The sequence below is a fragment of the Methylobacterium sp. E-016 genome (genome assembly GCF_022829745.1).
Classification (GTDB): Bacteria; Pseudomonadota; Alphaproteobacteria; order Rhizobiales; family Beijerinckiaceae; genus Methylobacterium.
This window is the reverse complement of record NZ_JAKSYF010000103.1, coordinates 56873-82054: the sequence shown is the minus strand read 5'-3', so window position 1 is coordinate 82054 and position 25182 is coordinate 56873. Positions and strand designations below refer to the sequence as shown.

The 25182-nt window shown below is 72.1% G+C and carries 23 protein-coding genes; 13 read left to right on the top strand and 10 right to left on the bottom strand.

Annotation, left to right across the window (positions count from 1 at the left end):
* The first annotated feature begins 19 nt into the window (after positions 1-19).
* From grpE to lptB, 4 genes are all read left to right on the top strand, one after another.
* Positions 20-646: a nucleotide exchange factor GrpE gene (gene grpE / locus MKK68_RS12875; RefSeq protein WP_243938182.1), complete on the top strand. Its 627-nt coding sequence runs from the start codon at positions 20-22 to the stop codon at positions 644-646.
* A 477-nt stretch (positions 647-1123) separates the two neighbouring features.
* On the top strand, positions 1124-1888 hold the full coding sequence (gene lptC, locus MKK68_RS12870) for an LPS export ABC transporter periplasmic protein LptC (RefSeq protein ID WP_147728819.1): 765 nt from the start codon (positions 1124-1126) through the stop codon (positions 1886-1888).
* On the top strand, positions 1885-2679 hold the full coding sequence (locus tag MKK68_RS12865) for an LptA/OstA family protein (RefSeq protein ID WP_147843208.1): 795 nt from the start codon (positions 1885-1887) through the stop codon (positions 2677-2679). The genes lptC and MKK68_RS12865 overlap by 4 nt, the downstream gene beginning before the upstream one ends.
* Positions 2680-2765: 86 nt before the next feature.
* Positions 2766-3539 (top strand): LPS export ABC transporter ATP-binding protein, encoded by a 774-nt coding sequence (gene lptB / locus MKK68_RS12860; RefSeq protein ID WP_243933721.1) that lies wholly within the window; start codon positions 2766-2768, stop codon positions 3537-3539.
* A 61-nt stretch (positions 3540-3600) separates the two neighbouring features.
* Here the strand turns inward: lptB and MKK68_RS12855 are convergent, their stop codons facing one another.
* The gene (locus tag MKK68_RS12855; protein WP_210248639.1) at positions 3601-4494 is read right to left on the bottom strand and encodes a LysR family transcriptional regulator; all 894 of its coding nucleotides are present in this window, start codon (positions 4492-4494) and stop codon (positions 3601-3603) included.
* 117 nt (positions 4495-4611) lie between these two features.
* On the opposite strand from MKK68_RS12855, the gene MKK68_RS12850 reads away from it, so the two are divergent.
* On the top strand, positions 4612-5238 hold the full coding sequence (locus tag MKK68_RS12850; protein ID WP_243933671.1) for a LysE family translocator: 627 nt from the start codon (positions 4612-4614) through the stop codon (positions 5236-5238).
* Positions 5239-5360: 122 nt separating this feature from the next.
* Here the strand turns inward: MKK68_RS12850 and MKK68_RS12845 are convergent, their stop codons facing one another.
* Both MKK68_RS12845 and MKK68_RS12840 read right to left on the bottom strand, forming a co-directional pair.
* Positions 5361-5669 (bottom strand): MmcQ/YjbR family DNA-binding protein, encoded by a 309-nt coding sequence (locus MKK68_RS12845; protein ID WP_147729947.1) that lies wholly within the window; start codon positions 5667-5669, stop codon positions 5361-5363.
* A 36-nt stretch (positions 5670-5705) separates the two neighbouring features.
* Positions 5706-5957 carry a hypothetical protein gene (locus MKK68_RS12840; protein ID WP_147729946.1) on the bottom strand — a complete coding sequence of 84 codons (252 nt, stop codon included), beginning with the start codon at positions 5955-5957 and terminating at the stop codon, positions 5706-5708.
* Between the two features lie 216 nt (positions 5958-6173).
* Between MKK68_RS12840 and MKK68_RS12835 the strand changes: the two genes are divergently transcribed.
* The 8 genes from MKK68_RS12835 (at position 6174) to MKK68_RS12800 (ending at position 15442) form a co-directional block, all read left to right on the top strand.
* Positions 6174-7187: an outer membrane protein gene (locus MKK68_RS12835; RefSeq protein WP_147858285.1), complete on the top strand. Its 1014-nt coding sequence runs from the start codon at positions 6174-6176 to the stop codon at positions 7185-7187.
* A 198-nt stretch (positions 7188-7385) separates the two neighbouring features.
* Entirely contained in the window at positions 7386-8222 is an 837-nt protein-coding gene (locus MKK68_RS12830; protein ID WP_147729206.1) for an outer membrane protein, read from the top strand.
* Positions 8223-8635: 413 nt separating this feature from the next.
* Positions 8636-9553, top strand: coding sequence for an outer membrane protein (locus MKK68_RS12825; RefSeq protein ID WP_244030591.1), 918 nt, complete (start codon positions 8636-8638; stop codon positions 9551-9553).
* A 43-nt stretch (positions 9554-9596) separates the two neighbouring features.
* The gene (locus MKK68_RS12820) at positions 9597-9866 is read left to right on the top strand and encodes a hypothetical protein (RefSeq protein WP_244030589.1); all 270 of its coding nucleotides are present in this window, start codon (positions 9597-9599) and stop codon (positions 9864-9866) included.
* Between the two features lie 160 nt (positions 9867-10026).
* Positions 10027-10788, top strand: a complete 762-nt coding sequence (locus MKK68_RS12815) for an SDR family NAD(P)-dependent oxidoreductase (RefSeq protein WP_147860026.1) — start codon at positions 10027-10029, stop codon at positions 10786-10788.
* A gap of 173 nt (positions 10789-10961) precedes the next feature.
* Complete coding sequence (locus MKK68_RS12810; protein WP_244030587.1) at positions 10962-12584, top strand: gamma-glutamyltransferase family protein; 1623 nt, start codon at positions 10962-10964, stop codon at positions 12582-12584.
* Positions 12585-12686: 102 nt separating this feature from the next.
* Positions 12687-13853 (top strand): iron-containing alcohol dehydrogenase, encoded by a 1167-nt coding sequence (locus tag MKK68_RS12805; RefSeq protein WP_243938197.1) that lies wholly within the window; start codon positions 12687-12689, stop codon positions 13851-13853.
* 167 nt (positions 13854-14020) lie between these two features.
* Positions 14021-15442 carry a DUF2254 family protein gene (locus tag MKK68_RS12800; RefSeq protein ID WP_243933682.1) on the top strand — a complete coding sequence of 474 codons (1422 nt, stop codon included), beginning with the start codon at positions 14021-14023 and terminating at the stop codon, positions 15440-15442.
* Positions 15443-15658: 216 nt separating this feature from the next.
* Here the strand turns inward: MKK68_RS12800 and MKK68_RS12795 are convergent, their stop codons facing one another.
* The 7 genes from MKK68_RS12795 to ftsH form a co-directional block, all read right to left on the bottom strand.
* Positions 15659-16252, bottom strand: a complete 594-nt coding sequence (locus tag MKK68_RS12795; protein ID WP_244030585.1) for a DUF2147 domain-containing protein — start codon at positions 16250-16252, stop codon at positions 15659-15661.
* Positions 16253-16261: 9 nt separating this feature from the next.
* Positions 16262-19360 carry an efflux RND transporter permease subunit gene (locus MKK68_RS12790; RefSeq protein ID WP_244030584.1) on the bottom strand — a complete coding sequence of 1033 codons (3099 nt, stop codon included), beginning with the start codon at positions 19358-19360 and terminating at the stop codon, positions 16262-16264.
* Between the two features lie 45 nt (positions 19361-19405).
* Positions 19406-20641, bottom strand: a complete 1236-nt coding sequence (locus tag MKK68_RS12785) for an efflux RND transporter periplasmic adaptor subunit (RefSeq protein ID WP_147860021.1) — start codon at positions 20639-20641, stop codon at positions 19406-19408.
* Positions 20638-21267, bottom strand: coding sequence for a TetR/AcrR family transcriptional regulator (locus MKK68_RS12780; RefSeq protein WP_147728675.1), 630 nt, complete (start codon positions 21265-21267; stop codon positions 20638-20640). Before MKK68_RS12780 ends, MKK68_RS12785 begins: the two co-directional genes overlap by 4 nt.
* Complete coding sequence (locus MKK68_RS12775) at positions 21264-21578, bottom strand: hypothetical protein (protein WP_244030583.1); 315 nt, start codon at positions 21576-21578, stop codon at positions 21264-21266. The genes MKK68_RS12780 and MKK68_RS12775 overlap by 4 nt, the downstream gene beginning before the upstream one ends.
* Positions 21579-21686: 108 nt before the next feature.
* Positions 21687-23027 (bottom strand): phosphoglucosamine mutase, encoded by a 1341-nt coding sequence (glmM, locus tag MKK68_RS12770; RefSeq protein ID WP_147728677.1) that lies wholly within the window; start codon positions 23025-23027, stop codon positions 21687-21689.
* A 229-nt stretch (positions 23028-23256) separates the two neighbouring features.
* Positions 23257-25179 (bottom strand): ATP-dependent zinc metalloprotease FtsH, encoded by a 1923-nt coding sequence (ftsH, locus tag MKK68_RS12765; RefSeq protein ID WP_147728678.1) that lies wholly within the window; start codon positions 25177-25179, stop codon positions 23257-23259.
* Positions 25180-25182: the final 3 nt, after the last annotated feature.

The following is a 25182-nucleotide window of genomic DNA, read 5'->3' as shown; positions in this document are numbered from 1 at the left end:
CCGGCGAGCCCTTTTCGCGATGACGAGCAACGACATGCAGCATGACGACCCGCGCCAGAGCACGGTCGAGGCCGGGGCCGGCGTGGCGCACGAGGCGCCGCACGACGCCCCCGCGTCCCAGGACGGGTCGGCCGCCGACGCGAAGCTCGCGGCGATGACCGCCGAGCGCGACGAGCTGAAGGACCGCACGCTGCGCACGCTGGCCGAGATGGAGAACCTGCGCCGCCGGACCGAGCGCGAGGTCGCCGACGGCCGGACCTACGCGGTCACCAACTTCGCCCGCGACGTGCTCAACGTCGCCGACAACATCCGCCGCGCGCTCGACAGCGTCCCGGCCGAGGCGCGGGCCTCGGCCGAGGGCGCCTTGAAGGGCCTGATCGACGGCATCGAGCTGACCGAGCGGGATCTCGCCAAGACCCTGGAGCGCCACGGCGTGAAGGTGGTCGAGCCCAAGGGCCAGCGCTTCGACCCGAACCGCCACCAGGCGATGTTCGAGGTGCCCGACCCGGAGGTGCCGGCCGGCACCGTCGTGCAGGTGGTCCAGTCGGGCTACGTCATCGGCGACCGGACCCTGCGCCCGGCCCTGGTCGGCGTCGCCAAGGGCGGCCCGAAGGCCGGCGCGCCGGCGGACGCCGCGCAGGCGTAAGGCGGCCGAGGCAGGCCGGGCCTCGTCCGGCCTGCGGTCCCGCCTCGGGGGCGCCGCCGCGACGCCTTCCTGCCCGGCCCGTCGGTTCGCGGCTGCGCGGGGTCTCGGCGCCGGATCGATCCCGCCACGCACCGCGCCGCCTCTCTCGAACGGGAAAGGCGCCCTTTCCCCCGCCGGGCGGGAGGGACGGGCGATCGGGCGTCGCAGGACAGTCCGACAGCGGCCCGCCCGGGTCGGGCGCCGCCAGCGCACGCCATCCGGGAACGGCCGCGCCATCGCCGTGCGCGAACGCACGGCGCGTCCGCCGAATCCTCGCCCGCACGGCTTCCGGATGCAGGCGACAGTTGAACATTCGGAAACGCTTGGGCCATAACTTCGCCATCGGCCGGGCGCATCCCGGACGAGTCGGCGCGGCGCGCGAAGCGTCGGGGCCGGGCTCGCGGGCGCATCGCCCCAGCGTCGCGCATCGGAATCGTCATGCAGGTCGTCGACGCGGTCGAGATGAACGGGTACGCCCAGGCGAGCGGTCGGACCGACCTGCGCCGCACCCGCGCGCATGCGCGCGCCCATCGCCACAGCGCCCAGGTGCGCACGCTGCGCCGGGTGCTGCCCCTGGTCGCGGGCGGCGCGGTGATCGCGCTCGGAGCCTGGCTGTTCAACCCGTTCGCGGCCGTCATCCCCGGCGTCAGCGTCGGGCCGGTGACGCTGTCGGGCACCAAGGTGCGGATGGAGAACCCGAAGCTCTCCGGCTTCCGCAAGGGCGACCGCGGCTACGAGGTCACCGCCACCGCCGCGCTGCAGGACATGCGCAAGCCGAGCCTGATCGAGCTCGAGGCGATGCGCGGCCACGTCGCCACCGACGACAAGGGCGGCCTCGCCTGGATCGAGGCGGCGACCGGGCTGTTCGACACCACCCGCGAGGCGCTCGACCTCAAGCAGGACATCCGGATCTGGACCGACAAGGGCGAGGAGGCGCGGCTGCAATCGGCCGCCGTCGACTTCAAGGCCGGCAGCGTGAAATCGGCCGAGACCGTCACCGTGTCGGTGCCGAGCGGCCAGGTGGTCGCCGACGGGCTCGACGTGGTCGAGAACGGCCGCGTGATCTCGTTCATCGGCAACGTCCACACCGTGTTCCACCAGGACAAGGCCAAGGACGCGAAGGCCGACGACAAGGCCGAGCCGGCCAAGGCGCCCCTGCGCGTCCTCACCTCCTCGGCCGAGCCGACGGACGGCCGCCCATGACCGGCCTGTCCGGTCTGCCGGCGCGGCTCGCCGCCGCCTTCGCGGCCGCGTCGCTTCTCTCCGTTGCGCTGCCGGTCGCGCCCGCCCGGGCCGAGAAGCCGGCCGTCGCGGCGGCGCCGAAGAAGGATCCGACCTCGCCGTTCGGATCGATGGGCGGCGGCAAGGAGCCGATCAAGATCGACGCCGACCGGCTCGACGTGTTCGACCGCGAGAGCAAGGCGATCTTCGCCGGCAACGTCGTGGCCGTGCAGGGCGAGAGCACCATCCGCTGCTCGACGATGACGGTCCACTACAAGCGCGGCAAGGACAAGGACGCCAAGGACAAGGCGAGCCCGGCCGCGGAGGCCGAGGACAAGCCCAAGGATGCGGCCGGCATGGGCGAGAACGGCATCCAGAAGGTGGAATGCGCCGGCCCGGTCACGGTGGTGCAGAAGGACCAGGTCGCCACCGGCGACAGCGCGGTGTTCGACCAGGCGGCCAAGCGCATCGTGCTCACCGGCAACGTCGTGCTGAGCCAGTGCCAGAACGTCACCCGCGGCCAACGCCTCGTCTACGACATGAACACCGGCCGCGCGAACATGGACCCGGTGCCGGGCGGGCGCGTCTCCGCCCTGTTCGTGCCGGGCGAGAAGGCCGAGAAGGACAAGCCCGCCAAGGGCTGCGCGCAGCCCGCCGGCATCGCCAGGACCGCGCCGAAGCCGGCCGACGCAGCCAAGGGTGACGCAGCCAAGACGGATGCCGCCAAGGGCGACGGCAAGTCCGACGGCAAGACGCGGGCCCAGGCCAATTGAGCGGTTCGATCGGCGTCCCCGGCGGTCAGGCCCTCTCCCCGCACCGGTCCGAGACCGCGAGCCCGCGCCCGTCCTGGCTCGGGCGGGTGCTCGGCCGCGCCCGGCCCGAGGCGGTGCCGTCTGAGGTCGAGGGCGGCCCCGGTATCCTCAGCGTCCGCGGCCTGCGCAAGAGCTACGGCGCGCGCACCGTCGTGCACGAGGCCGGGCTCACGGTGCGCACCGGCGAGGCGGTCGGCCTGCTCGGGCCGAACGGCGCCGGCAAGACCACGATCTTCTACATGATCACCGGGCTGGTGGCGGCCGACCGCGGCCACATCACGCTGGACGGCCTAGCCATCACCCACCTGCCGATGTACCAGCGCGCGCGCCTCGGCATCGGCTACCTGCCGCAGGAAGCCTCGATCTTCCGCGGCCTGACGGTGGAGGACAACATCCGCGCCGTGCTCGAGGTCGCCGAGCCCGACCGCAAGGCGCGGGCGAGGAAGCTCGATTCGCTGCTCGAGGAATTCGACATCGCGCGCCTGCGCAAGTCCCCGTCGATCGCGCTCTCGGGCGGCGAGCGGCGGCGCTGCGAGATCGCCCGGGCGCTGGCCTCGTCGCCGACCTTCATGCTGCTCGACGAGCCCTTCGCCGGCATCGACCCGATCGCGGTCGGCGACATCCAGGACCTCGTCAAGCACCTGAAGCAGCGCGGCATCGGCGTGCTGATCACCGACCACAACGTCCGCGAGACGCTCGGCCTGATCGACCGCGCCTACATCGCCCATTCCGGCCGCATCCTCACCGAGGGCACCCCGGAGGAGATCGTCGCCAACGCCGACGCGCGCCGACTCTACCTCGGCGAGGATTTCCGGCTGTAGCGGCGGCGGCTCCGGTCGGGCCCGGTGTCGTGACCGGAGGGACCGCTCGGGGTGGGAAGCCTCATCCGGTCGGCTCCGTGAACGACGCGATGGCCGCGTCGACCAGGGGATTGCTGCGGGCGTCCGACCAGACCAGGGCCGCCGCGACGATCTCGACGTTCTCGGCCAGCGGTCGGATCACGACCTGGGGCGGGGCGAGCCCTTCGAAGCGCAGGGGCACCAGCGCGACACCCTGCCCGCAGGCCACGAAGGCGATCTGCGAGGTCACGGCGCGGACCTCGTGCACGATGCGCGGCGCGAACCCCGCCGCGTGGCAGGCTGCCGTCACCCGGTCGAAGTAGACCGGGCTGGAGCGGCGAGCGAACATCGCGAAATCCGCATCGGCCAGCAGCGCCAGCGGGACCGCCGCCATCCCGGTCAGCCGGTGATCGCGCGGCAGGGCGACGGCGAGACGATCGGTGGCGACCGGCCGCGAGCGGATGTTCGGGCCGAGTTCCCCTTCCAGGCGCGCGAAGGCGAGATCGATCTCGCCCGCCTCGATCAGCGGCACCGCCTCGACGCTGTCGATCTCGCGCACGGCGATCGTCAGCCCCGGCCGGGCCGCACGCAGGCGCGCCACCATCGGCGGCAAGTCCTCCAGAAGCGCCGAGTTGATCGCGCCGACGGTCAGCGTGCCGGTCCGGCCTGCGACCGCCTCGCGCACGGCCCGCTCCAAGCGCTCGACCTGGCCGGCGAAGACCTGCACCGCCGGCAGGATCGCGGCGCCCGCGGGCGTGAGCCGCACGCCGCGGCGGTCGCGGTCGAACAACCGCGCGCCCAGCATCCGCTCCAAGGTCTGGATGCCTTCGCTCAGCGGGGGCTGCGACATGCCGAGCCGCTGGGCGGCACGCCCGAAATGCCGTGCCTCGGCCACTGCCAGGAACAGCCAGAGGTGCCGGATCAACCGGACGTCCACGGTCACTTCGATAGCCCAGCCGTATCACAGGGATCTTAAAATGGTATTTTACCGATCGAAGGGCGGATGGGAAATCCGGGGCTGCGCCGCCACGAAGCGTGCGGCAGGAGCCCGACGATGCCCGACCATCCCACCCTCGTCGCCTACGGCGCGGTGATCCTCGGCTTGGCGATCACGCCGGGGCCGAACATGATCTACCTGATCTCGCGCTCGATCGCGCAGGGGCGCCGGGCCGGCTTGGTCTCGCTGGTGGGCAGCGCGCTGGGGTTTCTGCTCTACATGACCTGCGCCGCCTTCGGGATCACGGCACTGCTTGCGACGGTGCCCTACGCCCACGATGCCCTGCGGCTCGCCGGGGCGGCCTACCTGCTGCTCCTCGCCTGGTCCGCAGTGCGCCCCGGGGGCGTCTCGCCGTTCCAGGCCGCGGACCTGCCGCAGGCCGGCCCATGCCGGGTGCTCGCGATGGGGCTGGCCACGACCTTGCTGAACCCCAAGGCGGCGCTGCTCTACCTCGCGCTGCTGCCGCAATTCGTGATCCCCGGCCACGGCAGCGTGCTGGCTCAGACCCTGGTGCTCGGCCTGATGCACATCGCCCTCAACCTCGCCTTCGGCGTCGTCATCGCCACCACGGCCGGGGCGCTGGCGGCCGGCCTCGCCCGGCGCCCGTCCTGGATGCGGGCGCAGCGCTGGCTGATGGGCGGCATGCTCGGTGCGTTCGCGGCCAAGCTGCTCGCCGAGGCCTGAGGCGAGCCCGACGACCCGCCCGGCGATCGACGGGCCGCCGGGCCGTCCCGATCACCACCACGGCGCCGGGCCGAATGACGCAAGCGGGCGGCGCTCAGCACCGGCTCACGGGACGGCCGCCCTCACGCCGTCGGCTCGTAGACCGACACCAGCCCGGCCGGCGCCGTGGCGCGCCAGGCGGCGAGCAGGGCGTCCCGCAAAATCTCCTCCTCGCAGGCGTCGAGGTCGAGGTTGGTCCAGCCGCGGCGGCCCCAGGCGCCGTCGATGGCCGAGAACAGGCCCGGCTCGGCCTCCAGCAGGCGCTCCTGGTCCTCCGGCGACAGCCGCAGCACCAGCCGGTCCTCCTCGGTCCACAGCGTCGCGAAGACCCGGCCGCCCACGCGAAAATCCGGGTTGCCCTTGTGCGCGCCGGGGATCGCTTCCGGCAGCATCAGCGCGAGGGCGCGCACGTCCTCCGGCAGCACCGCTCAGGGCCCGGCGGGCGCCCGCGACAGGCTGGTCGGCCAGGTGCTGCCGGGATGCTCGCGGACGTCGCCGGGGTTCGATCCGGTCGCGGCATCGCTGGCCCACTCGCCCGGCTCGGCCACCGCCTCGATCCGGTCCTCGGGGTAGTGCGCCTCGAGGAACAGCAGCGCCTCGGCCTCCGAGGCCGCGCGCACCGTGACCAGGGGGCGCGGGCCGGACGGGGTCCGGACGTCGGCGATGAACAGGCGCGTCATGTCGATCTCGCTCGGTGGAGGCTGTGCAGGCAACGCCCGGAACGGCGATTGTGTCCGCAGGACCGCATCGGCGACGTGCAGGATTGCGCACCTCAAACAATCCATAACGCTAAGTTTTAACGTTAAGCCAGCTTTAAGACCTTGCCGCCATGGTCCGGGAGGTCACCAGAGCCGGCACCGAAAGCTTCCGGCACATTTAAGCGTGAAGGAATTCTTATGGCCCGCTCCAAGCTCGTCGCTTTGGTGCGCACCCTGACGCTCGCGGCGAGCGTCGGCGCGCCCTCACTGGCCGCAGCCGCCGACCTGCTGCCGCCCCCGCCCCCGCCGCCCTATGCCCCGCCGATCGAGGTCGGCGGCGGCTGGTACCTGCGCGGCGACGTCGGGGCCAGCGTCTACGACCGGGCGAAGTACAGCACGTCCTACGACTATGCCGGATACCCGGAGGCGAACCGCTCCTACGGCAACGAGGTCGGCGGCGGCGGCTTCGCCGGGGTCGGCGTCGGCTACCAGTTCACCCCGTTCCTGCGCGGCGACGTGACCGGCGAGTACCGCTACTCCACCGGCCTGCGCGGCAGCGAGTACTACAGGGGCCCCGACTACGACAACGGCCTCGGCTCGTACGGCATCAACAAGTCGAGCGGCCACTTCGATTCGGCCGTCGTTCTGGCCAACGCCTACTTCGACCTCGGCACCTGGTACGGCATCACGCCGTTCATCGGCGCCGGCGCCGGCTACGCCTTCAACCACGTCTCCGGCTACGGCACGAACGGCCAGTTCACGAGCCCGACCTACGCCTACGATTACGGCAACCCGCAATACGGCGGCTGCCCCTGCGCCCCGCCGACCTACAACTACACCCCGACCTACACGGTCGACGCGAACGGCAACGCGACGCCGGTCTACAACAGCCAGGCGACGACCAAGTCGTACAAGGACAAGACCACCGGCAGCTTCGCCTGGGCGCTCCATGCCGGTCTCGCCTACAACGTCACCGACGCGTTCAAGGTCGAGCTCGCCTATCGCTACCTGAACCTCGGCCACGCCTCGACCGGCGCCAGCTTCTCCACCTGCTGCGGCGAGGCCGGAGCCGGCGTGAAGATCAAGGACATCGAGGCCCACGACGTGAAGATCGGCGTGCGCTACCTGCTCGGCGGCCTCGTCGCCGCGCCGCTGCCGCCGCTGGTGCCCGACTATCAGCCGGCCCCGGGCCCGCTCGTCCGCAAGTACTGAGACACGTACCGAACCTGCACGGCCTCGACATCGAAGACGGCGCGGATCCGATCCGCGCCGTCTTCTTTCGTTTCAGGGCCAAGACGCGCGCCACGGACCGCGAAATACGGTTAAGCCGTTCACAAGATTTGGGGTTTAGGGTCCTCGTCAAGTCGTCCTACGGGATGCAACCGTTGATCTTGCGTGAGGACTTTCCCCATGGCTGCGCTCGAACGCCGCTTCGCCGCCGCGGCGCTGCTTCTCCTCGGGATCGGCCGAGCCGAGGCCGCCGACCTGCTGCCCCCGCCCCCGCCGATGGCGCCGCCGGTCGCGGTCGGCGGCGGCTGGTACCTGCGGGCCGACTTCACCGAATCGGCCTACGCGCGCCCGCACGACGACACCCGGGCGGACGCGAACGACCCGGGCATGCCGCCGCTCGTCGGCCTGCGCCTGAGCGATGCGGCCGGCTACGGCGGCGGCGTCGGCTACCGGATCACCCCGTGGCTGCGCGTCGACGCGACCGTCGACCAGCGCGAGCCGGCCCGCTACGGCGCCGCCTCCTCGCGCTCGAACTTCGCCACCGGCTACAACGTCGAGGCGGCGCAGGTCTCCGCGCTCACCGCCCTCGTCAACGTCTACGCCGACCTCGGCACCTGGTGGGGGCTGACGCCCTATGTCGGCGCCGGCATCGGCGTCTCGGACATGGGCGTGGCGCGGGGCTACACCCAGACCACCTGCACGGTCGACGCCTGCGACGGCAACCCCGGCACCGGCCTGCGCACCGCCGTGACGCGCCCGAACCGCTCGGTCGCCTCGCTCGCCTGGGCGCTGACCGGCGGCGTCTCCTACGCGATCGGCGGCGGCTTCAGCCTGGACGCGGCCTATCGCTACGTCGATTTCGGCAACGCCAAGAGCGGGCTCGACGCCTACAACGCCGGCACGCGGCTGAAGGACATCGCCGCCAACGAGTTCCGCCTCGGCCTGCGCTACGACCTCGGTGGCTTCGGCAGCGGCCCGAGCCTCGCCGGCCTCGGCGGCAGCGCCTACGGCAACTGATCCGCGACCGGGCGATCGCCGACGGACGCGAAGCGGCCGCGGGCCTCGCGCGGCCCCTTGCCCTGCGGCGAGATGGCTGGATCGGGGGCGTGACCGCCCCCGGACGGTATCGGATTTCCCACCTCGCGACCGTCGCATGCGGGCGCTCGTCCGCGGCACGGCGGGCGAGCCGACGCCCGAAGCCACGGGCGTCGGCGGTCGGGGTGGCGTCGCGATCCGCGGATCGAAGCCTCGGCCCGGTCGCCGGGCGCGGGCGTGCGGTAAAATCCCGTCTTCGTTCCGGTTTTCGCGTCGCATCCCCGCATTGGCACGGCACGCCGGCCGATATCGAAACCAGCCATTAAGGTTACTCTCCTATCAAGAGAGAACAGGTTTCGTAGTGCGGTCGTGTTGCCGCCCCGAGGACGACCGCGATGCGTAAGACTTCCCGCGCACTTCTTGCCGCCCTGAGCCTGGCCGGCCCGACCACGGCCCGCGCCGCCGACCTCGACTACGATTTCCTCCGCGGCCCCGACTACGACCCGCCGGTCGCGGTCACGGCGATCGACTGGAGCGGCGTGTATGTCGGCGGGCACGGCGGGTACAGCTCGGCTGCGCTCGGGTTCCAGAGGTCGTATCAGCCGTTGATCATCCAGCAGACGCACAACTCGACTGCCGAGTCGGACTTCGGCGCCTCCAACCTGTTAACGTCGAAGCCCAGACGCGTGGGCGACGTGAGCTTCGGCGGGTACGCCGGCTACAATGTCCAGTTCGACGACGTCGTCCTCGGTATCGAAGTCGACTACACCAGCTTCGGGCGCAGCGGCTCGTCTTCGGACGGCATCTCCCGTTTCAAGACCAACAGCCTCGGTTATCTCGAGACGGTCAGCCTGAACGGCGCCTCGAGCACCAAGATCAACGATTTCGGGACAATCCGCGCGCGCGCAGGCTACGCCTTCGGCAACCTTCTGCCTTACGTAACGGGCGGTTTCGCGATCGGTCGCGCCCGCATCGCGGACGGCGTGTTCATTGAGGATTCGGGATACAACGCCACCACCTACAACGCTAACCAGGCTCTGACGGTCGGCAAGCCGGCCTACGTCGAGAACTTCGGTTATCGTGCCGGAACGTTCAGCCAGACCGATCCCACGACGGGCGTCCCCTACTCCACCTATGTCAGCAAGTCGAAGACCAAGACGGTCGGCGGCGTCGCTCTGGGCGGCGGTTTCGAATACGCGATCACGCCGAGCATCCTGCTCCGCGCCGAATACCAGTACGTGCTGTTCAACGACTTCGACGGGCACAGGGCCAACCTCAACACCGTCCGCGGCGGCGCGGCCGTCAAGTTCTGACCGGCAAGCCGCCGACCGCCTTCCCTCGCGCCGGATGACCCCGATGCCCGTTCGGATCTCGCTCCCCCTCGCCGCCCTCGCGGGCCTGCTGGCGACGCTCGCCGCCGACCCCGCCGCTGCCGAGGGGCCGGGCTACGCCGAGGCGGCCCCGCGCGCCGCGCCGCGCCGCCTCGCGCATCGCCCCCTCCCCCCGGCCGGCCTCGACCGCCGGTACGGCGCCTATGCCGGGCCGCGCGTCTACGGCCCGGTCGTGCGCGCCTACCTGCCGCGCAACGACAACGTTCCGATGTACAACGAGCCGCCGCCGCGCTGAGGCGGCTTTCGCAGCGCGCCCGACCCGAACGGGGACGTGCCGCCCTTCCCCCCTCTGCGGGGGAGGGAAAAGCATGTTGCGCCGGCCTCTTCCGCCCGCCGCTCGATCCGCTAGACATCGAGCTCCGCGCCGCGCGCGCGGGGCTTGGCGGGAGCGGGCGATGCGGATCCAGGGTCTCTCGGCGATCGTGACGGGCGGGGCCTCCGGGCTCGGGGCGGCGACGGCGCAGGCGCTGGCCGAGGCCGGCGCGCGGGTGGCGCTGCTCGACCTCGACGGGGCGGCGGCGCAAGCCCGGGCCGCCGTGCTCGGCGGGATCGGCATCGCCTGCGACGTGGCGGACGCGGCGAGCGCCGAGGCCGCCGTGGCGCGGGCGGCCGAGGCGCACGGTCCCGCCCGCATCCTCGTCAACTGCGCCGGCATCGCGCCGGCCGCCCGCATCGTCGGGCGCGACGGCCCGGCCTCGCTCGACGGCTTCGTCCGGGTGATCCAGGTCAACCTCGTCGGCTCGTTCAACCTGATGCGGCTGGTGGCGGCGGGCGCCGCCGGGCTCGATCCCCTCGACGGGGGCGAGCGTGGGGTGATCGTCTCCACCGCCTCGATCGCCGCCTACGAGGGACAGGTCGGCCAGGCCGCCTACGCCGCCTCGAAGGCCGGCATCGTCGGGCTGACGCTGCCGGCGGCCCGCGAGCTCGCGCCGCTCGGCATCCGCGTCTGCGCGATCGCGCCCGGCATCTTCGGCACGCCGATGCTGCTCGGCCTGCCTCAGGACGTCCAGGACAGCTTGGGGGCCGCGGTGCCCTTCCCCGCCCGCCTCGGCCGGCCGGAGGAATACGCCGACCTCGTGCTGGCGATCGTCCGCAACCCGATGCTCAACGGCGAGACCATCCGCCTCGACGGCGCGTTGCGCATGCAGGCGCGCTGATCCGCGCACGAATCCTGCGTCGCAACGAAGGGAAGTCCGATGGGATCGTCCCTTCGGCGGGGGTCGGGCGGAGCCCGACGAACCGACCGGGCTTCGCCCTCGGCCCCGGACAAGGGATCACCCCTTATCGAAACCCGGACGTCACGCGCCGACCCTCAGTGAGCTGACCCGACATGTCGCAAACCTTCGACTGGACCTCCGCCTATCCCTCGATCCGCATGCCGATGTTCGGCCGCAACGTGGTCGCGACCTCGCACGCGCTGGCGGCGCAGGCCGGGATGCGGATGCTGTGCAAGGGCGGCAACGCGGTCGACGCGGCGATCGCCACCGCCGCGGCGAAGACGCTGACCGAGCCGTGCAGCAACGGGCTCGGCTCGGACGCCTTTTGCATCCTCTGGGACGGCCAGGAACTGCACGGCCTGAACGCCTCGGGCGGGGCGCCGGCCGCCTGGACGCCGGACTACTTCGCCCGGAAATACGGCCCGGCCACGCGGCCGCCGATGCGCGGCTGGGATTCGGTGACGGTGCCGGGCGCCGTCGGCGCCTGGGTCGCCCTGTCCGAGCGCTTCGGCAAGCTGCCCTTCGCCGACCTGCTGGAGCCGGCCATCGAGATCGCCGAGCGCGGCTACCTCGCGCCGATCGTGGTGCAGCAGAAATGGGCCGCCGCGGCAGCGGTCCCCGACCTCGTGCGCCAGCCGGGCTTTTCGGAGTTCTTCCTGCCCCGCGGCCGCGCGCCGGATGTCGGCGAGCTGGTCACGCTCAAGGCCGCCGCGCGGACGCTGCGCGCCATCGCCGAGACGAAGGGCAAAGCCTTCTACGAGGGCGAGATCGCCGAGGCCATGGCGCGGCACGCGGGCGCGAACGGCGGCGCGATGACGGTGGCGGACCTGTCCGCCTACCGCCCGGAATGGGTGACGCCGACGCGCAAGGACTACCGCGGCTACACGCTGCACGAGATCCCGCCGAACGGGCAGGGCATCGCCGCGCAGATCGCGCTGGGCATCCTCGAGAGCTTCGACCTCGACGGGATGGCGGTGGACGGGGCGGAGGCGCAGCACCTGCAGATCGAGGCGATGAAGCTCGCCTTCGCCGACACCTACGCCCACGTCGCCGACGGGCCCGCGATGCGGGTGAGCCCCGAGGCGATGCTCGACGACGCCTACCTCGCGTCCCGCGCCAAGCTGATCGACCCGCGCCGCGCGCAGGATTTCGGCGCCGGCAACCCGGTGCGCGGCGGCACGATCTACCTCACCGCCGCCGACGAATCCGGGATGATGGTGAGCTTCATCCAGTCGAACTTCATGGGCTTCGGCTCCGGCGTGGTGGTGCCGGAGTGGGGCCTGTCGCTGCAGAACCGCGGCTACGGCTTCGTCCTCGACGAAGCGAGCCCGAATTGCGTGGCGCCGGGCAAGCGCCCGTTCCACACCATCATCCCCGGCTTCCTCACGCAGGGCGGCGCCCCGGTGATGAGTTTCGGCGTAATGGGCGGCAACATGCAGCCGCAGGGCCACGTGCAGACGCTGGTGCGGATGATCGACCACGCCCAGAACCCGCAAGCCGCCTGCGACGCCCCGCGCTGGCGCTTCAACCAGGGCCTCGAGATCAACGCCGAATCCGCGATGCCGGCGGACACGCTCGACGGCCTCGTCGCCCGCGGCCACCGGGTCGCGGTGATCCGGGACAGCTACCAGGATTTCGGCGCCGGCCAGTTCATCTGGCGGATGGGCGACCCCGGCGTCGAAGGCTACGCCGCCGCCAGCGACCCGCGCCGCGACGGGCAGGCGGTGGTCTGGTGAGGCCGAAGCGCCCCGACGCGGCATCCCGGGTCGCCGCTGGCGATCGCGCGCCGAGCGGTTAGGCTGGCGCGGCGAAACATCCGTCCGCCGAGGCTCCCGGCCATGAACCCGTTCCTGTTCCAGACCACGCCGAACCTGCTGTTCGAGGCCGGGGCGGCGGGCAAGATCCCCGAGCTGGTCGCCAAGTTCGGCGCGCGAACCATCCTGCTGGTGACCGACCGGGGCGTGCGCGCCGCCGGGCTGACGCGGGCGGCCGAGGCGGCGCTGGCGCAGGCCGGCTGCCGCATCGACGTGTTCGCGGACGTGGTCGCGGACCCGCCGAGCCACGTGGTCGAGACCGCCGCGGCCTTCGCGCGGGCGTCGGGCGCGGAGCTGGTGCTCGCGATCGGCGGCGGCTCGGCGCTCGATACCGCCAAGCTCGTGGCCTACCTCGCCCGCTCGGACGACGCCCTGGACGCGATCTACGGCGTCGGCCTCGCCACGGGCGAGCGCCTGCCGCTGATCCTGGTGCCGACCACCGCCGGCACCGGATCGGAGGTGACGCCGATCGCCATCGTCACCACGCCCACGCAAGAGAAGAAAGGCGTCGTCGCCCCGCGCCTGCTGCCCGACTGGGCGGTGCTCGACCCGGAGCTGACGCTGGGCCTGCCCGCCGCCGTCACCGCGGCCACCGGCATCGACGCGATGGTGCACGCGATCGAGGCCTATACCAGCCGCCACCGCAAGAACCCGATCTCCGACGGCCTCGCCCGGCAGGCCCTGGGGCTGCTCGCCTGCCATATCCGGATCGCCTGCACCGACGGCGGAGATGTCGAGGCGCGCTCCGGGATGCTGCTCGGGTCGATGCTCGCCGGCATGGCCTTCGCCAACGCGCCGGTGGCGGCGGTGCACGCGCTCGCCTACCCGATCGGCGCGCTGTTCCACGTGCCGCACGGGCTCTCGAACGCGCTGGTGCTGATGGGCGTGCTGCGCTTCAACCTGCCGGAGGCGCAAGCGCTCTACGCCGAGCTCGCGCCGATCCTCGACCCGGACGCCCGCGACCGGCCGGCGGCGGAGGCGGCCGACCGCTTCGTCGCGGCGCTCGCCGCGATCTGCCGCGATTGCGGCGTCCCGGCCTCGCTCGCGGCGGTCGGCATCGCGGAGACGGACCTCGACCGCCTCGCCGACGACGCGATGAAGCAGACGCGGCTCCTGGTGAACAATCCGCGGACGGTGACCCGCGCCGACGCGCGCGCGATCTACGCCGCGGCGCTGGCGGGCACCGCCTGAGGGCGTCTTCGAGGAAGCGATCCCGGCTGTCGCCGACGGCCTTGGCCGCGATCCAGCCACCGCCCTCATCCTGAGGCGCGGCCGCTTCCGTCGCTCTCGCGCTTCGGCCGGTCCTTTTCGGGTCGATGTCCGTATAGGAGGGGCACACAGGAGCGACGCCACCCACCATGCCAGCCATCGAGACGGTCCCGAACCGCGTCGTCGCCGCCGTCCGGCGGTCCTTCCGGCAGTTCCTGGCGCTGCCGCTCGCGACGATCGTCGGCTTCGTCGGGCTCAATGCGCTGGTCTACCTCGCCGACCGCTCGTGGTCCGGCGGCGCGGCGCCCACGGGCTTCCGCTGGCTCGGCGCGCTGCTCGGAGACCGCGCCGCGCTCGGCGGCCTGCTCACCACCGTGGCGTCGAGCATCATCACCGTGACGTCGATCACCTTCTCGCTGCTGCTCATCGCCGTGCAGCAGGGCGCGGCCTCGCTCACCGCGCAGGTCACCGACCAGTTCATGGCCCGGCGCACCAACCAGTTCTACTTCGGCTACTTCGTCGGCCTGTCGGTCTTCGTGCTGATGACCCTGGTGACCAACACCGAGTTCCACCGGCCGGTCTTCGGCACGAGCCTGGCGCTGGTAATGACGACCTTCGCCCTCTGCCTCGTCATCGTGATGCTCTACAACACCATCGATCAGATGCGGCCCGAGCGCATCGTCCAGTTCATCCACGAGCAGATCCTAGAGGCCCGCGCCGACGACGAGCGCCTGCTCGCGCGCACCCGCCGGACGCCCCGGCCGGGCTGGGACGTCCGCGCGGTGGTGCGCGCGACCGAGCGCGGCTACGTCGTCGGCCTCGACGCAGACCGGATCCAGGCGGCGATCGCGCGCGCCGCGCCGGACGCCGTCGAGGTTCGGATGCGGGTTCCGGTCGGCACCTTCCGGGCGCTCGGCGACCCGCTCTTCGACATCCGGGCCCGGCCGGGCTTCGTGCTGGAAGCGGAAGCGCGGGAGGCGGTCGAGGCCGCGTGCGGGCGGGCGCTCACCTTCGACGACGGGCGCGACCTCGGGCACGATGCCGGCTACGGCCTGCACCAGCTCGCGACCATCGCCTGGACCTCGGTCTCGACCGCGAAGTCGAACCCCAGCCCCGGCCGCGTCGTCCTCCTGGCTTTGCGCGACATCGTCGCCCGCTGGAGCCCCGGCGAGGTCGACCCGCCGGAGGCATTGGGCGCGCACGTGATCCTGGCCGACCACGCCCCGACCGCGGCCACCGATGCGCTGGAGGCGGTGATCGTCGTCGCCTCGGAATCGATCCAGTGCCAGACCCTCGCCGAGGCGATGGACAGCCTGGCGATCCTGCTCGGCCACGTCGCCGCGCCGACGGCCGACCGCCTCGCCGGCATCGCCCAGCGCTCGCTCTCCGCCCTCGGCGAGCACGTGCTGACCCGCGAGCTCGAAGCCGCCCTCGACGGCCTCGCCGCGGCGTTGGCCACGCGCGGCTTCGACGACGGCGCGGCGGCGGTCGCGGCGGCGACGCGGGCGCTGGCCGAAAGCCACGGCACGCTCAACTCGCGATCGACCCGCGTGCCGGGAACCACCGGCTGACCCGCCGCGGACAGCGGCCCCGTTCTCGGGAACTTCCAGCCACTCGTCCCGCCCGCGCCCTCATCCTGAGGTGCTTGCGCGAAGCGGACGCCTGGAAGGAGGCTCCCGGGGATCGCGCGACCACTGGAAGGCTCCTTCGCGGCGGCCGCCGCGCGGCCGCACCTCAGGACGAGGGGGTGGTTTGGGGCGAGGCGCGTTCGCCAGAACGCCGCGCCGCTACTTCGGCGTTGGCGCACCCGCCGGCTTGGCGGCCGCGGGCTTCGGCGCGGCTACGGGCTTCCCCGCCCATTCCGGGTCCGAGCGCGGGCCGCCGGGGGTGTCGGTCGCGGTGGTGAGCTGGCCGGGCACCACGTCGCCCACCCGCGTCCAGGTCTGGGTCTGGCACAGCACGGAGATCAGGCAGCCCTTCACCGACAGCTCGGCGGGGGTCTCGCTCCAGATCGTCACGTCGTAGGACTTGCCGTTGTCGCCGTTGTAGATCTTGCCGACGAACCGGCCCTCCTCGTTGCGCTTCAGGCCGAGGATCATCTGGTGGCCGAGGAGCGGCCGGGCCTGCCGCTTCGGGTCGGGGTTGTAGCGGTCGATCTTCGGCTTGCCGTCCTCGCCCAGCGGCTTCGAGCCCCAGACGACGTAGCCGCACAGGTTCGCGCCGCCCGGCCCGCAATGCTCGGTCCGCACCCGGGCGCGCCCGTCCTCGGTGAACCAGGTGCCGGTGGGGTCGGCCGCGGCCGCCGGGCTGGCCCCGAGGGCGGAGGCGGCGGCGAGGCCGAGGAGGGCGAAGGTCGAGACGCGGGCGGACATGACGGTCATTCGGTTTCCTCAGGGGGAAGGGGAGGGATGGGCCGCGGGCGCGGTGCCGGCCTCGTCGCGGGCGCCGACGAAGCGGCCGAGCACCCGTCCGAGGACGCGGCTCAAGCCCTCCATCAGCAGGAACACCGCCGGCACGAAGACCAGCGAGAGCAGGGTCGAGACGATCAGCCCGGCGATCACCGCGACCGCCATCGGCGCGCGGAACTCGCCGCCGACGCCGAGCGCCATCGCGGAGGGCACCATGCCGGCGGCCATGGCGATCGTCGTCATCACGATCGGGCGGGCACGCTTGCGGCCGGCCTCGACGATCGCGGTAACGGGATCAACGCCGCGTCCCATCTCCTCGACGGCGAAATCCACCAGCATGATCGCGTTCTTGGTCACCAGCCCCATCAGCATCAGGATGCCGATCACCACCGGCATCGAGATCGGCATGCTCATCACGAGCAGGCCGAGGATCGCGCCGCCGATCGAGAGCGGCAGCGAGAACAGGATCGTCAGCGGCTGCAGGAACGAGCCGAACAGCAGCACGAGCACGGCGTACACCATCATGATCCCGGCGCCCATCGCCAGAAGGAAGCCGGAGAAGACCTCGCCCATGATCTCGGCGTCGCCGGTCTGTCGGATGGTGACGCCCGGCGGCAGGCTCTTGGCGGTCGGCGTCTCCAGCGCCTGGGCGATCAGCGAGCCCAGCGCGTCCGAGCCCTCCATGTTGGCCTCCACGGCCACGCGCACGACGCGGTCGTAGCGGTCGATCGCGCCCGGACCCTGGTCGAGCTCGATGTCGGCCACCGCCGCCAGCGGCACCGCGGTGCCGTTGTTGGCCGGCACCTTCAGGTTCTCCAGCCGCGAGACCGTGCCGCGGGCGCTGTCGGGCAGCTGCACCCGGATCGGGATCTGGCGGTCGGCGGCGTTGAACTTGGCGAGGTTCAGGCCGATGTCGCCGATCGTTCCGACCCGCACCGTCTCGGCGATGGCGTCGGTCGAGACGCCGAGATCGGCCGCGACGCCGGGCTTCGGGCGGATGCGGACCTCGGTGCGGTTCAGGGGCGCCGTCGACATCACCGCGACGAGATGGGGGATCGCGGCCATGTCGCGCTGGAGCCTGGCGGCGACCTCGGCCACCACGCCGGCATCGGGGCCGCCGACCACGAGGGCGAGGTCGCGCTGGCCCGAGTCGCGCAGGGACCACGAGCGGATGTCGGGCTCCTGCGCGATCAGCCCGGCGATCTCGGTCTCGACGGCGGCCTGCGACTGGGCGCGGGCGTTCTTCGGCGTCAGGTTGACGGTGAGCGTGGCCAGCCGCGTCTCCCGCTTGCCGCCGACCTGCCGGCCGCCGTCGACGAAGACCGAGACCACCTCGGGCAGGGCGCGGATGCGCGCGACCACCCGGTCGGACACGGCGATGGTGTCGGCGAGCCGCGCGCCCGGCGCCAGCTCGATCATGAACAGGGTGCGGGCGTTGTCCTGCTTCGGCACGAAGCCGGAGGGCAGCAGGCCGGTGGAGGCGAGCGAGCCGGCAAACAGGGCCAGCCCGACGAGGAGGGTGACCACCCGGTGGCGCACCGACCAGCCGACGAGGCGGCCGTAGGCGCGCATCACCGGCCCCTCGCGCTCCGCGTGGTGGGCGTGGTCGCGCAGGAAGTAGGCCGCGAGCATCGGCGTGATCAGCCGCGCGACCAGCAGCGACATGAACACCGAGACCGCGATGGTGAGCCCGAACTGGATGAAGTAGCGCCCGGCGATCCCCGGCATGAACGACACCGGCGCGAACACCGCGATCAGGGTCGCGGTGATGGCGATGACGGCGAGCCCGATCTCGTCGGCGCCCTCGATCGCCGCCCGGTAGGCGGACTTGCCCATCCGCATGTGGCGGACGATGTTCTCGATCTCGACGATGGCGTCGTCGACCAGGATGCCGGTCACCAGGGTGATCGCCAGCAGGCTGATGCCGTTCAGGGTGAAGCCGAGCGCGTCCATCGCCCAGAAGGTCGGGAACACGGAGAGCGGCAGGGCCAAGGCCGCGATCAGTGTCGCGCGCCAGTCGCGCAGGAACAGGAACACCACCAGCACGGCGAGCGCCGCGCCCTCGATCAGGGTGTGCATCGCCGAATCGTAGGAGCCGATCGTGGCCGAGACCGAGGAGTCGATCCTTTCGAATTTGACGTCGGGGTAGCTGGTCGCGAACTCCGAGATCTTCCTTTCGACGCCGGCGGCGACCTCGGCGTCGCTCGCGCCCGAGCCGCGCGAGACCGCGAAGGCGACCACCGGCCGGCCGTCGAAGCGGGCGAAGGTGCGCGGCTCCTCGATCGCGTCCCGCACGGTGGCCAGATCCGCGAGGCGCACCTTGCGGCCGCCGGGCAGGACGATGGAGGTGGCCTTGAGGTCGGCGAGCGTCCGCGAGGCGGCCAGCGTCCGGATCGACTGCTCGCGCCCGCCGACCTCGCCGCGCCCGCCCGCCATGTCGGCCGAGGTCAGGCGCACCTGCCGGTTGACGTCGGCCGCGGTGATGCCGAGCGCGAGCAACCGGTCGGGCTGCAGCTCGATGCGCATCTCGCGCGCCACGCCCCCGACCCGCTCGACGCCGCCGACGCCCTTCACCCCCTGGAGGATGCGCGCGAACCTGTCCTCGACGAGCCAGGACAGGTCGGCGGGCGTCATCGCCGGCGCGGTGACGCCGTAGATCAGGATCGGCAGGCCGGCGATCTCGACCCGGCTGATCACCGGCTCGTCGATGGTGCGCGGCAGATTGATGCGGATCTTCGAGACCGCGTCCTTGACGTCGTTGACGGCCCGGTCGGTGTTCACCTCGAGCCGGAACTCGACGGTGGTGACGGACGAGCCCTCGGTGATCGCCGAGGTGATGTGCTTGACCCCGCGCACGCCGGCGATCGAGTCCTCGACCCATTTCGTGACCTGGGTCTGGAGCTCGGAGGGCGCCGCGCCCGACTGCGTGATCGCCACCGAGACGATCGGCACGTCGACGTTCGGCATCCGCGTCACCGCGAGCCCGCGGAAGCTGACGAGGCCGAGCACGATCAGCACGAGGAACAGGACCAGCGGCCCGATCGGGTTGCGGATCGCGTAGGCCGAGACGTTCAGGCGCATCGGGCGGCCCGTTCCTTCTGCATCACTTGGCGGGGCGGCGTCGGCTCAGGGGACGCCGGCGTCGGCGCTCGCCTCGGGCGACGGCGCCTCGGCCACGGCCGGGGCGACGGCCGCCAGCGGAACGGGGCGGACCTTGTCGCCGTCCCGCAGGAAGCTGCCGGCGCGGGCGACGACGCGCTCGCCCTCGGAGAGCCCGCTGCGGATCTCGATGTCGTCGTCGTCGGACAGGCCGGTGCGGACCTGGCGGGCCTCGACCGTGTCGCCGGCGACCACGAGGACGCTGCTGCGCGCCGGGCCGCCGTAGAGCACCGCGGCCTGGGGAACGGCGACGCCGCGGGTGCGGGCGATCTCGACCGCGCCGCGGGCGAAGGTGCCGATGCGCAGCCGCGGGTCGGCCTCGAGCCGGACGCGGACCTTGCCGAGCCGGCTCGCCCGGTCGACCTCCGGGTAGACCGCGCGGACGCTGCCCTGGACGCGTGCGCCCGCGCCGATCTCGATCCAGGCCGGGCGGCCCTCCCGCAGCAGCGGCAGCTTGGTCTCGACGACCTCGCCTTCGAGCTCGATCTCGCCCCGGGCGATCAGGCGGAACAGCGGCTCGGCCGCGGACGAGGCGGTGATGCCGACGCGCGCGGTGCGGCGGTTGACGATGCCGGCTTCCGGCGCGCGGATCTCGGTACGGGCGAGCCGCAGCTCCAGCTCGTCGCGCACCGCCTTCGCCTGGGCCAGCTCGGCCTTCGCGATGACCAGGCCGTTGCGGGCGAAGGCGAGCTTGCCCTCGGCCTGGCGCAGGGTGGAGGTGCGCCCTTCCAGGATCGCCGCCGTGCCGTTCCCGGTCTGCATCAGCTGCTTGGCGCGGTCGAACGCGAGGCGCGCCTCGACGGCGGCGGCTTCCGCCTGCTCGATGGTGCTCTCGGCCTGCGGGACGGCGGCGGTGGCCTTGTCCACCAGGGCGGATTGCTGGGCGAGCTGGCGGTCGATCAAGTCGTGCGACAGGCGGGCGAGCACCTGGCCGCGGGCGACGCGCGCGCCCTCCTCGACCAGGACCTCGGTGACGCGGTAGCCGTCGATCTCGGGCGTCACCAGGATCTCGTCGCGCGGTACCAGCGTGCCGGTGACGACCACGCTCTCGACGATCTCGCGGCGCGCCGCCTCGACCACGCTGACCGCGGGCGCGGGGCTCGCCGCGGCGGGCGCCGGGGCGGTCTCGGCCCGTGCCGGCAGGGACAGGGGGAGCGCGAGGGCCAGGGCGGCGAGGCCGAGGCGATGGGCGCGAACGGTCATCGGCCGGTCTCCGCGGGCGTCGAGGCGAGGGGAAGGCGCCCGTCGAGGCCCGCATCGAGCAGGGCGAGGAGCTGGGCGACGGCGGCGGCCGGGTCGTAGCCGGGCAGCAGCGCCCGGTCGACGATGATCCCCTTCATCAGGGGGCCGAGCAGGGCGTAGAGCGCGGCCGGGTCGCAGGCGGGGGACCGCGCCAGGGCGGCGAAGGTCTCGACGAACCAGCCCCGCGCCTCGGCCTCGGCCCGCGCGGTCATCGCGGCGATCGCCGGGTTGCGCGTCGCCTCCGACCAGATGTCGACCCGCAGGATCGCGGTCTCACGGGTGATCGAGACGAAGTAGCGGGTGATGATGCCGAGCAGCGCCGCGCGGCGGTCGCCGTCGCGCTCCAGCTCGGCCACGAGCAGGGCGCCGCGGGCGCGCTCGCACTCGGCGAGCCCGAGGACGAGGTCCTCCTTCGAGGCGAAGTAGCGGTAGACGTTGCCGGCGCTCATCGCCGCCTCGCGGGCGAGGTCCTGCATCGTGGTGCGGTGGAAGCCGTTGCGCACGAAGCAGGCCTCGGCCGCCGCCAGGATGTGCTCGCGCCGGGCCGACGGCTCGATCCGCGCCGAGACGGCGCTGCCGGCGCTCATCGCGCGAGGCTCGCCGCCAAGACGTGGGGCACGATGCGGCTCGCGTCCTTCGCGGGCGGGACGCCCTGGCAGGCGGCGGGACGAACCGCGAGCCCGGCACAGGACCGCACCTGCCATCCGTCGGGACCGGCCCCGGTCCAGCCGATCAGCGCGACCCAGGCGAGCCCGAGGATCCCGACGAGCGCGAGGTTCGCCGGCGTGGCCACGGCGCGAAGCTCCGCGAGGCGGAGGGCGGTGCCGGGATCGGAAACGGAAACGGAAAGGCCCATGGCGGATTCCTGCGTGCCGCCCCCCGTGTAATGAACGTTCATTCTAGTGTCAATGAACGTTCATTCTCAGATCGGCTCAGGAAGCGCGTCGTCGCCGCAGCCCGTCCCCCCCACGGGGGAGGGAAGACGGGATCGCTCAGGCCGAAACGCTCACGCCGCGGCGCGGGTCACCGCGTCGACGACCGCGTCGACGACGTCGTTGACGAGGCCGCGGTCGTCGCCCTCGGCCATGACGCGGATGACCGGCTCGGTGCCGGACGGGCGGATGACGAGGCGGCCGGCGTTGCCGAGGCGCTCGCGGGCGTGCTCGATCGCGGTGACGACGCTGTCGGCGCGCAGCGGCTCGCCGGAGCGATAGCGCACGTTCTTCAGGATCTGCGGCAGCGGGTCGAAGCAGTGGCAGACCTCGCTCACCGGCCGCGCGCTGCGCTGGACCACGCTCAGCACCTGCAGCGCGGCCACCAGCCCGTCGCCGGTGGTGGCGTAGTCCGACATGATGATGTGGCCGGACTGCTCGCCGCCGAGGTTGTAGCCGTGCTCGCGCATGTGCTCGAGCACGTAGCGGTCGCCCACCGCGGTGCGGGCGAGCGAGAGGCCGATCCCGCCGAGGTAGCGCTCCAGCCCGAGGTTGGACATGATCGTGGCCACGATCCCCGGCTGGGTCAGGAGGTCGTCCTCCTTCCACGAGCGGGCGACGACGGCCATGAGCTGGTCGCCGTCGACGACCTGCCCCTTCTCGTCGACGATCAGCACCCGGTCGGCGTCGCCGTCGAGCGCGATGCCGATGTCGGCGCGCAGCTCGCGGACCTTGCCGACCAGGGCGGCGGGCGCGGTCGAGCCGACGTCGCGGTTGATGTTGAAGCCGTCCGGCTCGACGCCGATGGCGATGACCTCGGCGCCGAGCTCCCACAGGGTCTCGGGGGCGACGCGGTAGGCGGCGCCGTTGGCGCAGTCGACCACGATGCGCAGGCCGTCCAGCGTCACGTTGCGCGGCAGCGAGCGCTTGGCGAACTCGATGTAGCGGGCATGCACGCTCTCGATGCGCTTGGCCCGGCCGAGCGACATGGAGCCGGCGAGCCGGGTGTGCAGCTCGCCGTCGATCAGCGCCTCGATCTCGCGCTCGATCGCGTCGTTGAGCTTGAACCCGTCCGGCCCGAACAGCTTGATGCCGTTGTCCTCGAACGGGTTGTGCGAGGCGGAGATCATCACGCCGATGTCGGCGCGCATCGAGCGGGTGAGCATCGCCACCGCCGGCGTCGGCATCGGCCCGAGCTGCAGCACGTCCATGCCGACCGAGGTGAAGCCGGCGATGAGCGCGGTCTCGATCATGTAGCCCGACAGGCGGGTGTCCTTGCCGATGACGACGCGGTGGCGATGGTCGCCGCGCTGGAACACCAGGCCCGCCGCCTGGCCGACCTTCAGCGCCAGCTCCGGCGTGATCACCCCGTTGGCCCGGCCGCGAATGCCGTCGGTGCCGAAATACTTTCTCACGAAACTCTCCGTCCCATCGGGCACGCGACGTTGCGGGCAACCTATCATCGATCGCACGGCACGCACGGATCGCGTCCCGTTACGGTGAATCGACGCCGCCTCTTCCCTCCCCCGCAGAGGGGTGAGGGAAAACCCGCGCTGCGTCTCCCATGCCTGTCCGTCTCGGATGCTGGACATACGAAAAAGGGCGCCGTCGTGGCGCCCTTCCCGTTCGTCGGTGGTGAGGCTCTCAGCCCTGCGGCTGCGGCTCGAGGCCGCCGTCGCTCTCCTTCGGGCGGCCGCGGCCGGCCGACGGGACCGAGGAACCGCGGGCCGGCGTCGGGGGCACGTCGCCACCGTCGCGGACCGGGGGACGGCCCTTGAGCAGGTTCTTGATCTCGTCGCCGGACAGCGTCTCGTACTCGAGCAGCCCCTGCGCGAGCGCCTCGAGGTCGTCCTTCCTGTCGGCGAGGATGCGGCGGGCCTCCTCAAGGCCGGTCTCGACCAGGCGGCGGACCTCCGCGTCGATCTTCTGGGCGGTCGACTCGGACACCGTCTGCTGGCGGCCCATCGACATGCCGAGGAAGACCTCGTCGTTGTTGTCGCCGTAGGCGACGGTGCCGAGCTCAGGCGAGAAGCCCCAGCGCGTGACCATCATCTTGGCGAGCCGCGTCGCCTGCTCGATGTCGGACTGGGCGCCCGACGTCACCTTGTCCGGGCCGAAGGTCATCTCCTCGGCGATGCGGCCGCCCATCATGATCGCCAGCCGCGAGGTCATCTGCTCGAACGACATCGACAGCTTGTCGCGCTCGGGCAGCTGCATGACCATGCCCAAAGCCCGGCCGCGCGGGATGATCGTCGCCTTGTGGACGGGATCGGTGGCCGGCACGTTGAAGGCGACGATGGCGTGGCCGCCCTCGTGGTAGGCGGTGAGCCGCTTCTCGTCCTCGGTCATGACGAGGGTCCGACGCTCGGCGCCCATCATCACCTTGTCCTTGGCGTCCTCGAACTCGTGCATCGTGACGATGCGCTTGCCGCGGCGCGCGGCCAGCAGCGCCGACTCGTTGACGAGGTTCATCAGGTCGGCGCCCGAGAAGCCGGGGGTGCCGCGGGCGATGACCTTGAGGTCGACGTCCGGCGCCAGCGGCACCTTGCGGACGTGGACGCGCAGGATGCGCTCGCGGCCGGTCACGTCCGGGTTCGGCACCATGATCTGGCGGTCGAACCGGCCGGGACGCAGCAGCGCGGGGTCGAGCACGTCGGGGCGGTTGGTCGCCGCGATGATGATCACGCCCTCGTTGGCCTCGAAGCCGTCCATCTCGACGAGCAGCTGGTTGAGGGTCTGCTCGCGCTCGTCGTTGCCGCCGCCGAGGCCGGCGCCGCGATGGCGGCCGACCGCGTCGATCTCGTCGATGAAGATGATGCAGGGGGCGTTCTTCTTGGCCTGCTCGAACATGTCGCGCACGCGGCTGGCGCCGACGCCGACGAACATCTCGACGAAGTCCGAGCCGGAGATGGTGAAGAACGGCACGTTGGCCTCGCCCGCCACCGCGCGGGCGATCAGGGTCTTGCCGGTGCCGGGGGGGCCGACCAGGAGCACGCCGCGCGGGATGCGCCCGCCGAGCCGCTGGAACTTCTGGGGGTCGCGCAGGAACTCGACGATCTCCTGCAGATCCTCCTTCGCCTCTTCCACGCCGGCGACGTCATCGAAGCTGACGCGCCCGTGCGCTTCATTGAGGAGCTTGGCCTTCGACTTCCCAAAACCCATGGCGCGGCCGGCACCCGACTGCATCTGCCGGGACAGGAACACCCAGGCGCCGATGAAGACGAGGATCGGCAGCCAGCTCACCAGCAGCTGGATGAACCACGGCGTGTTGTCCGACGGCGGGCGCGCGGTGATCTGCACGCCCTTGCCCGAAAGCTTCGAGACGAGGCCCGGATCGTTCGGCGCGTAGGAGGTGAAGCTGCCGCCGCCGACGTAGGAACCGGACACGTCCTGGCCCGAGATCACGACGGACTGGATCTTGCCGGCATCGGCGTCGTTGAGAAGCTGGCTGTAGGCGATCTCGCTCCCGCCGCCGCGGTGACCCGGATTCTGGAACAGGGTCACCAGGGCCAGGACGAGGAGGAAGATGACGACCCACAGAGCAAAATTGCGAAAATTCGGGTTCATCGA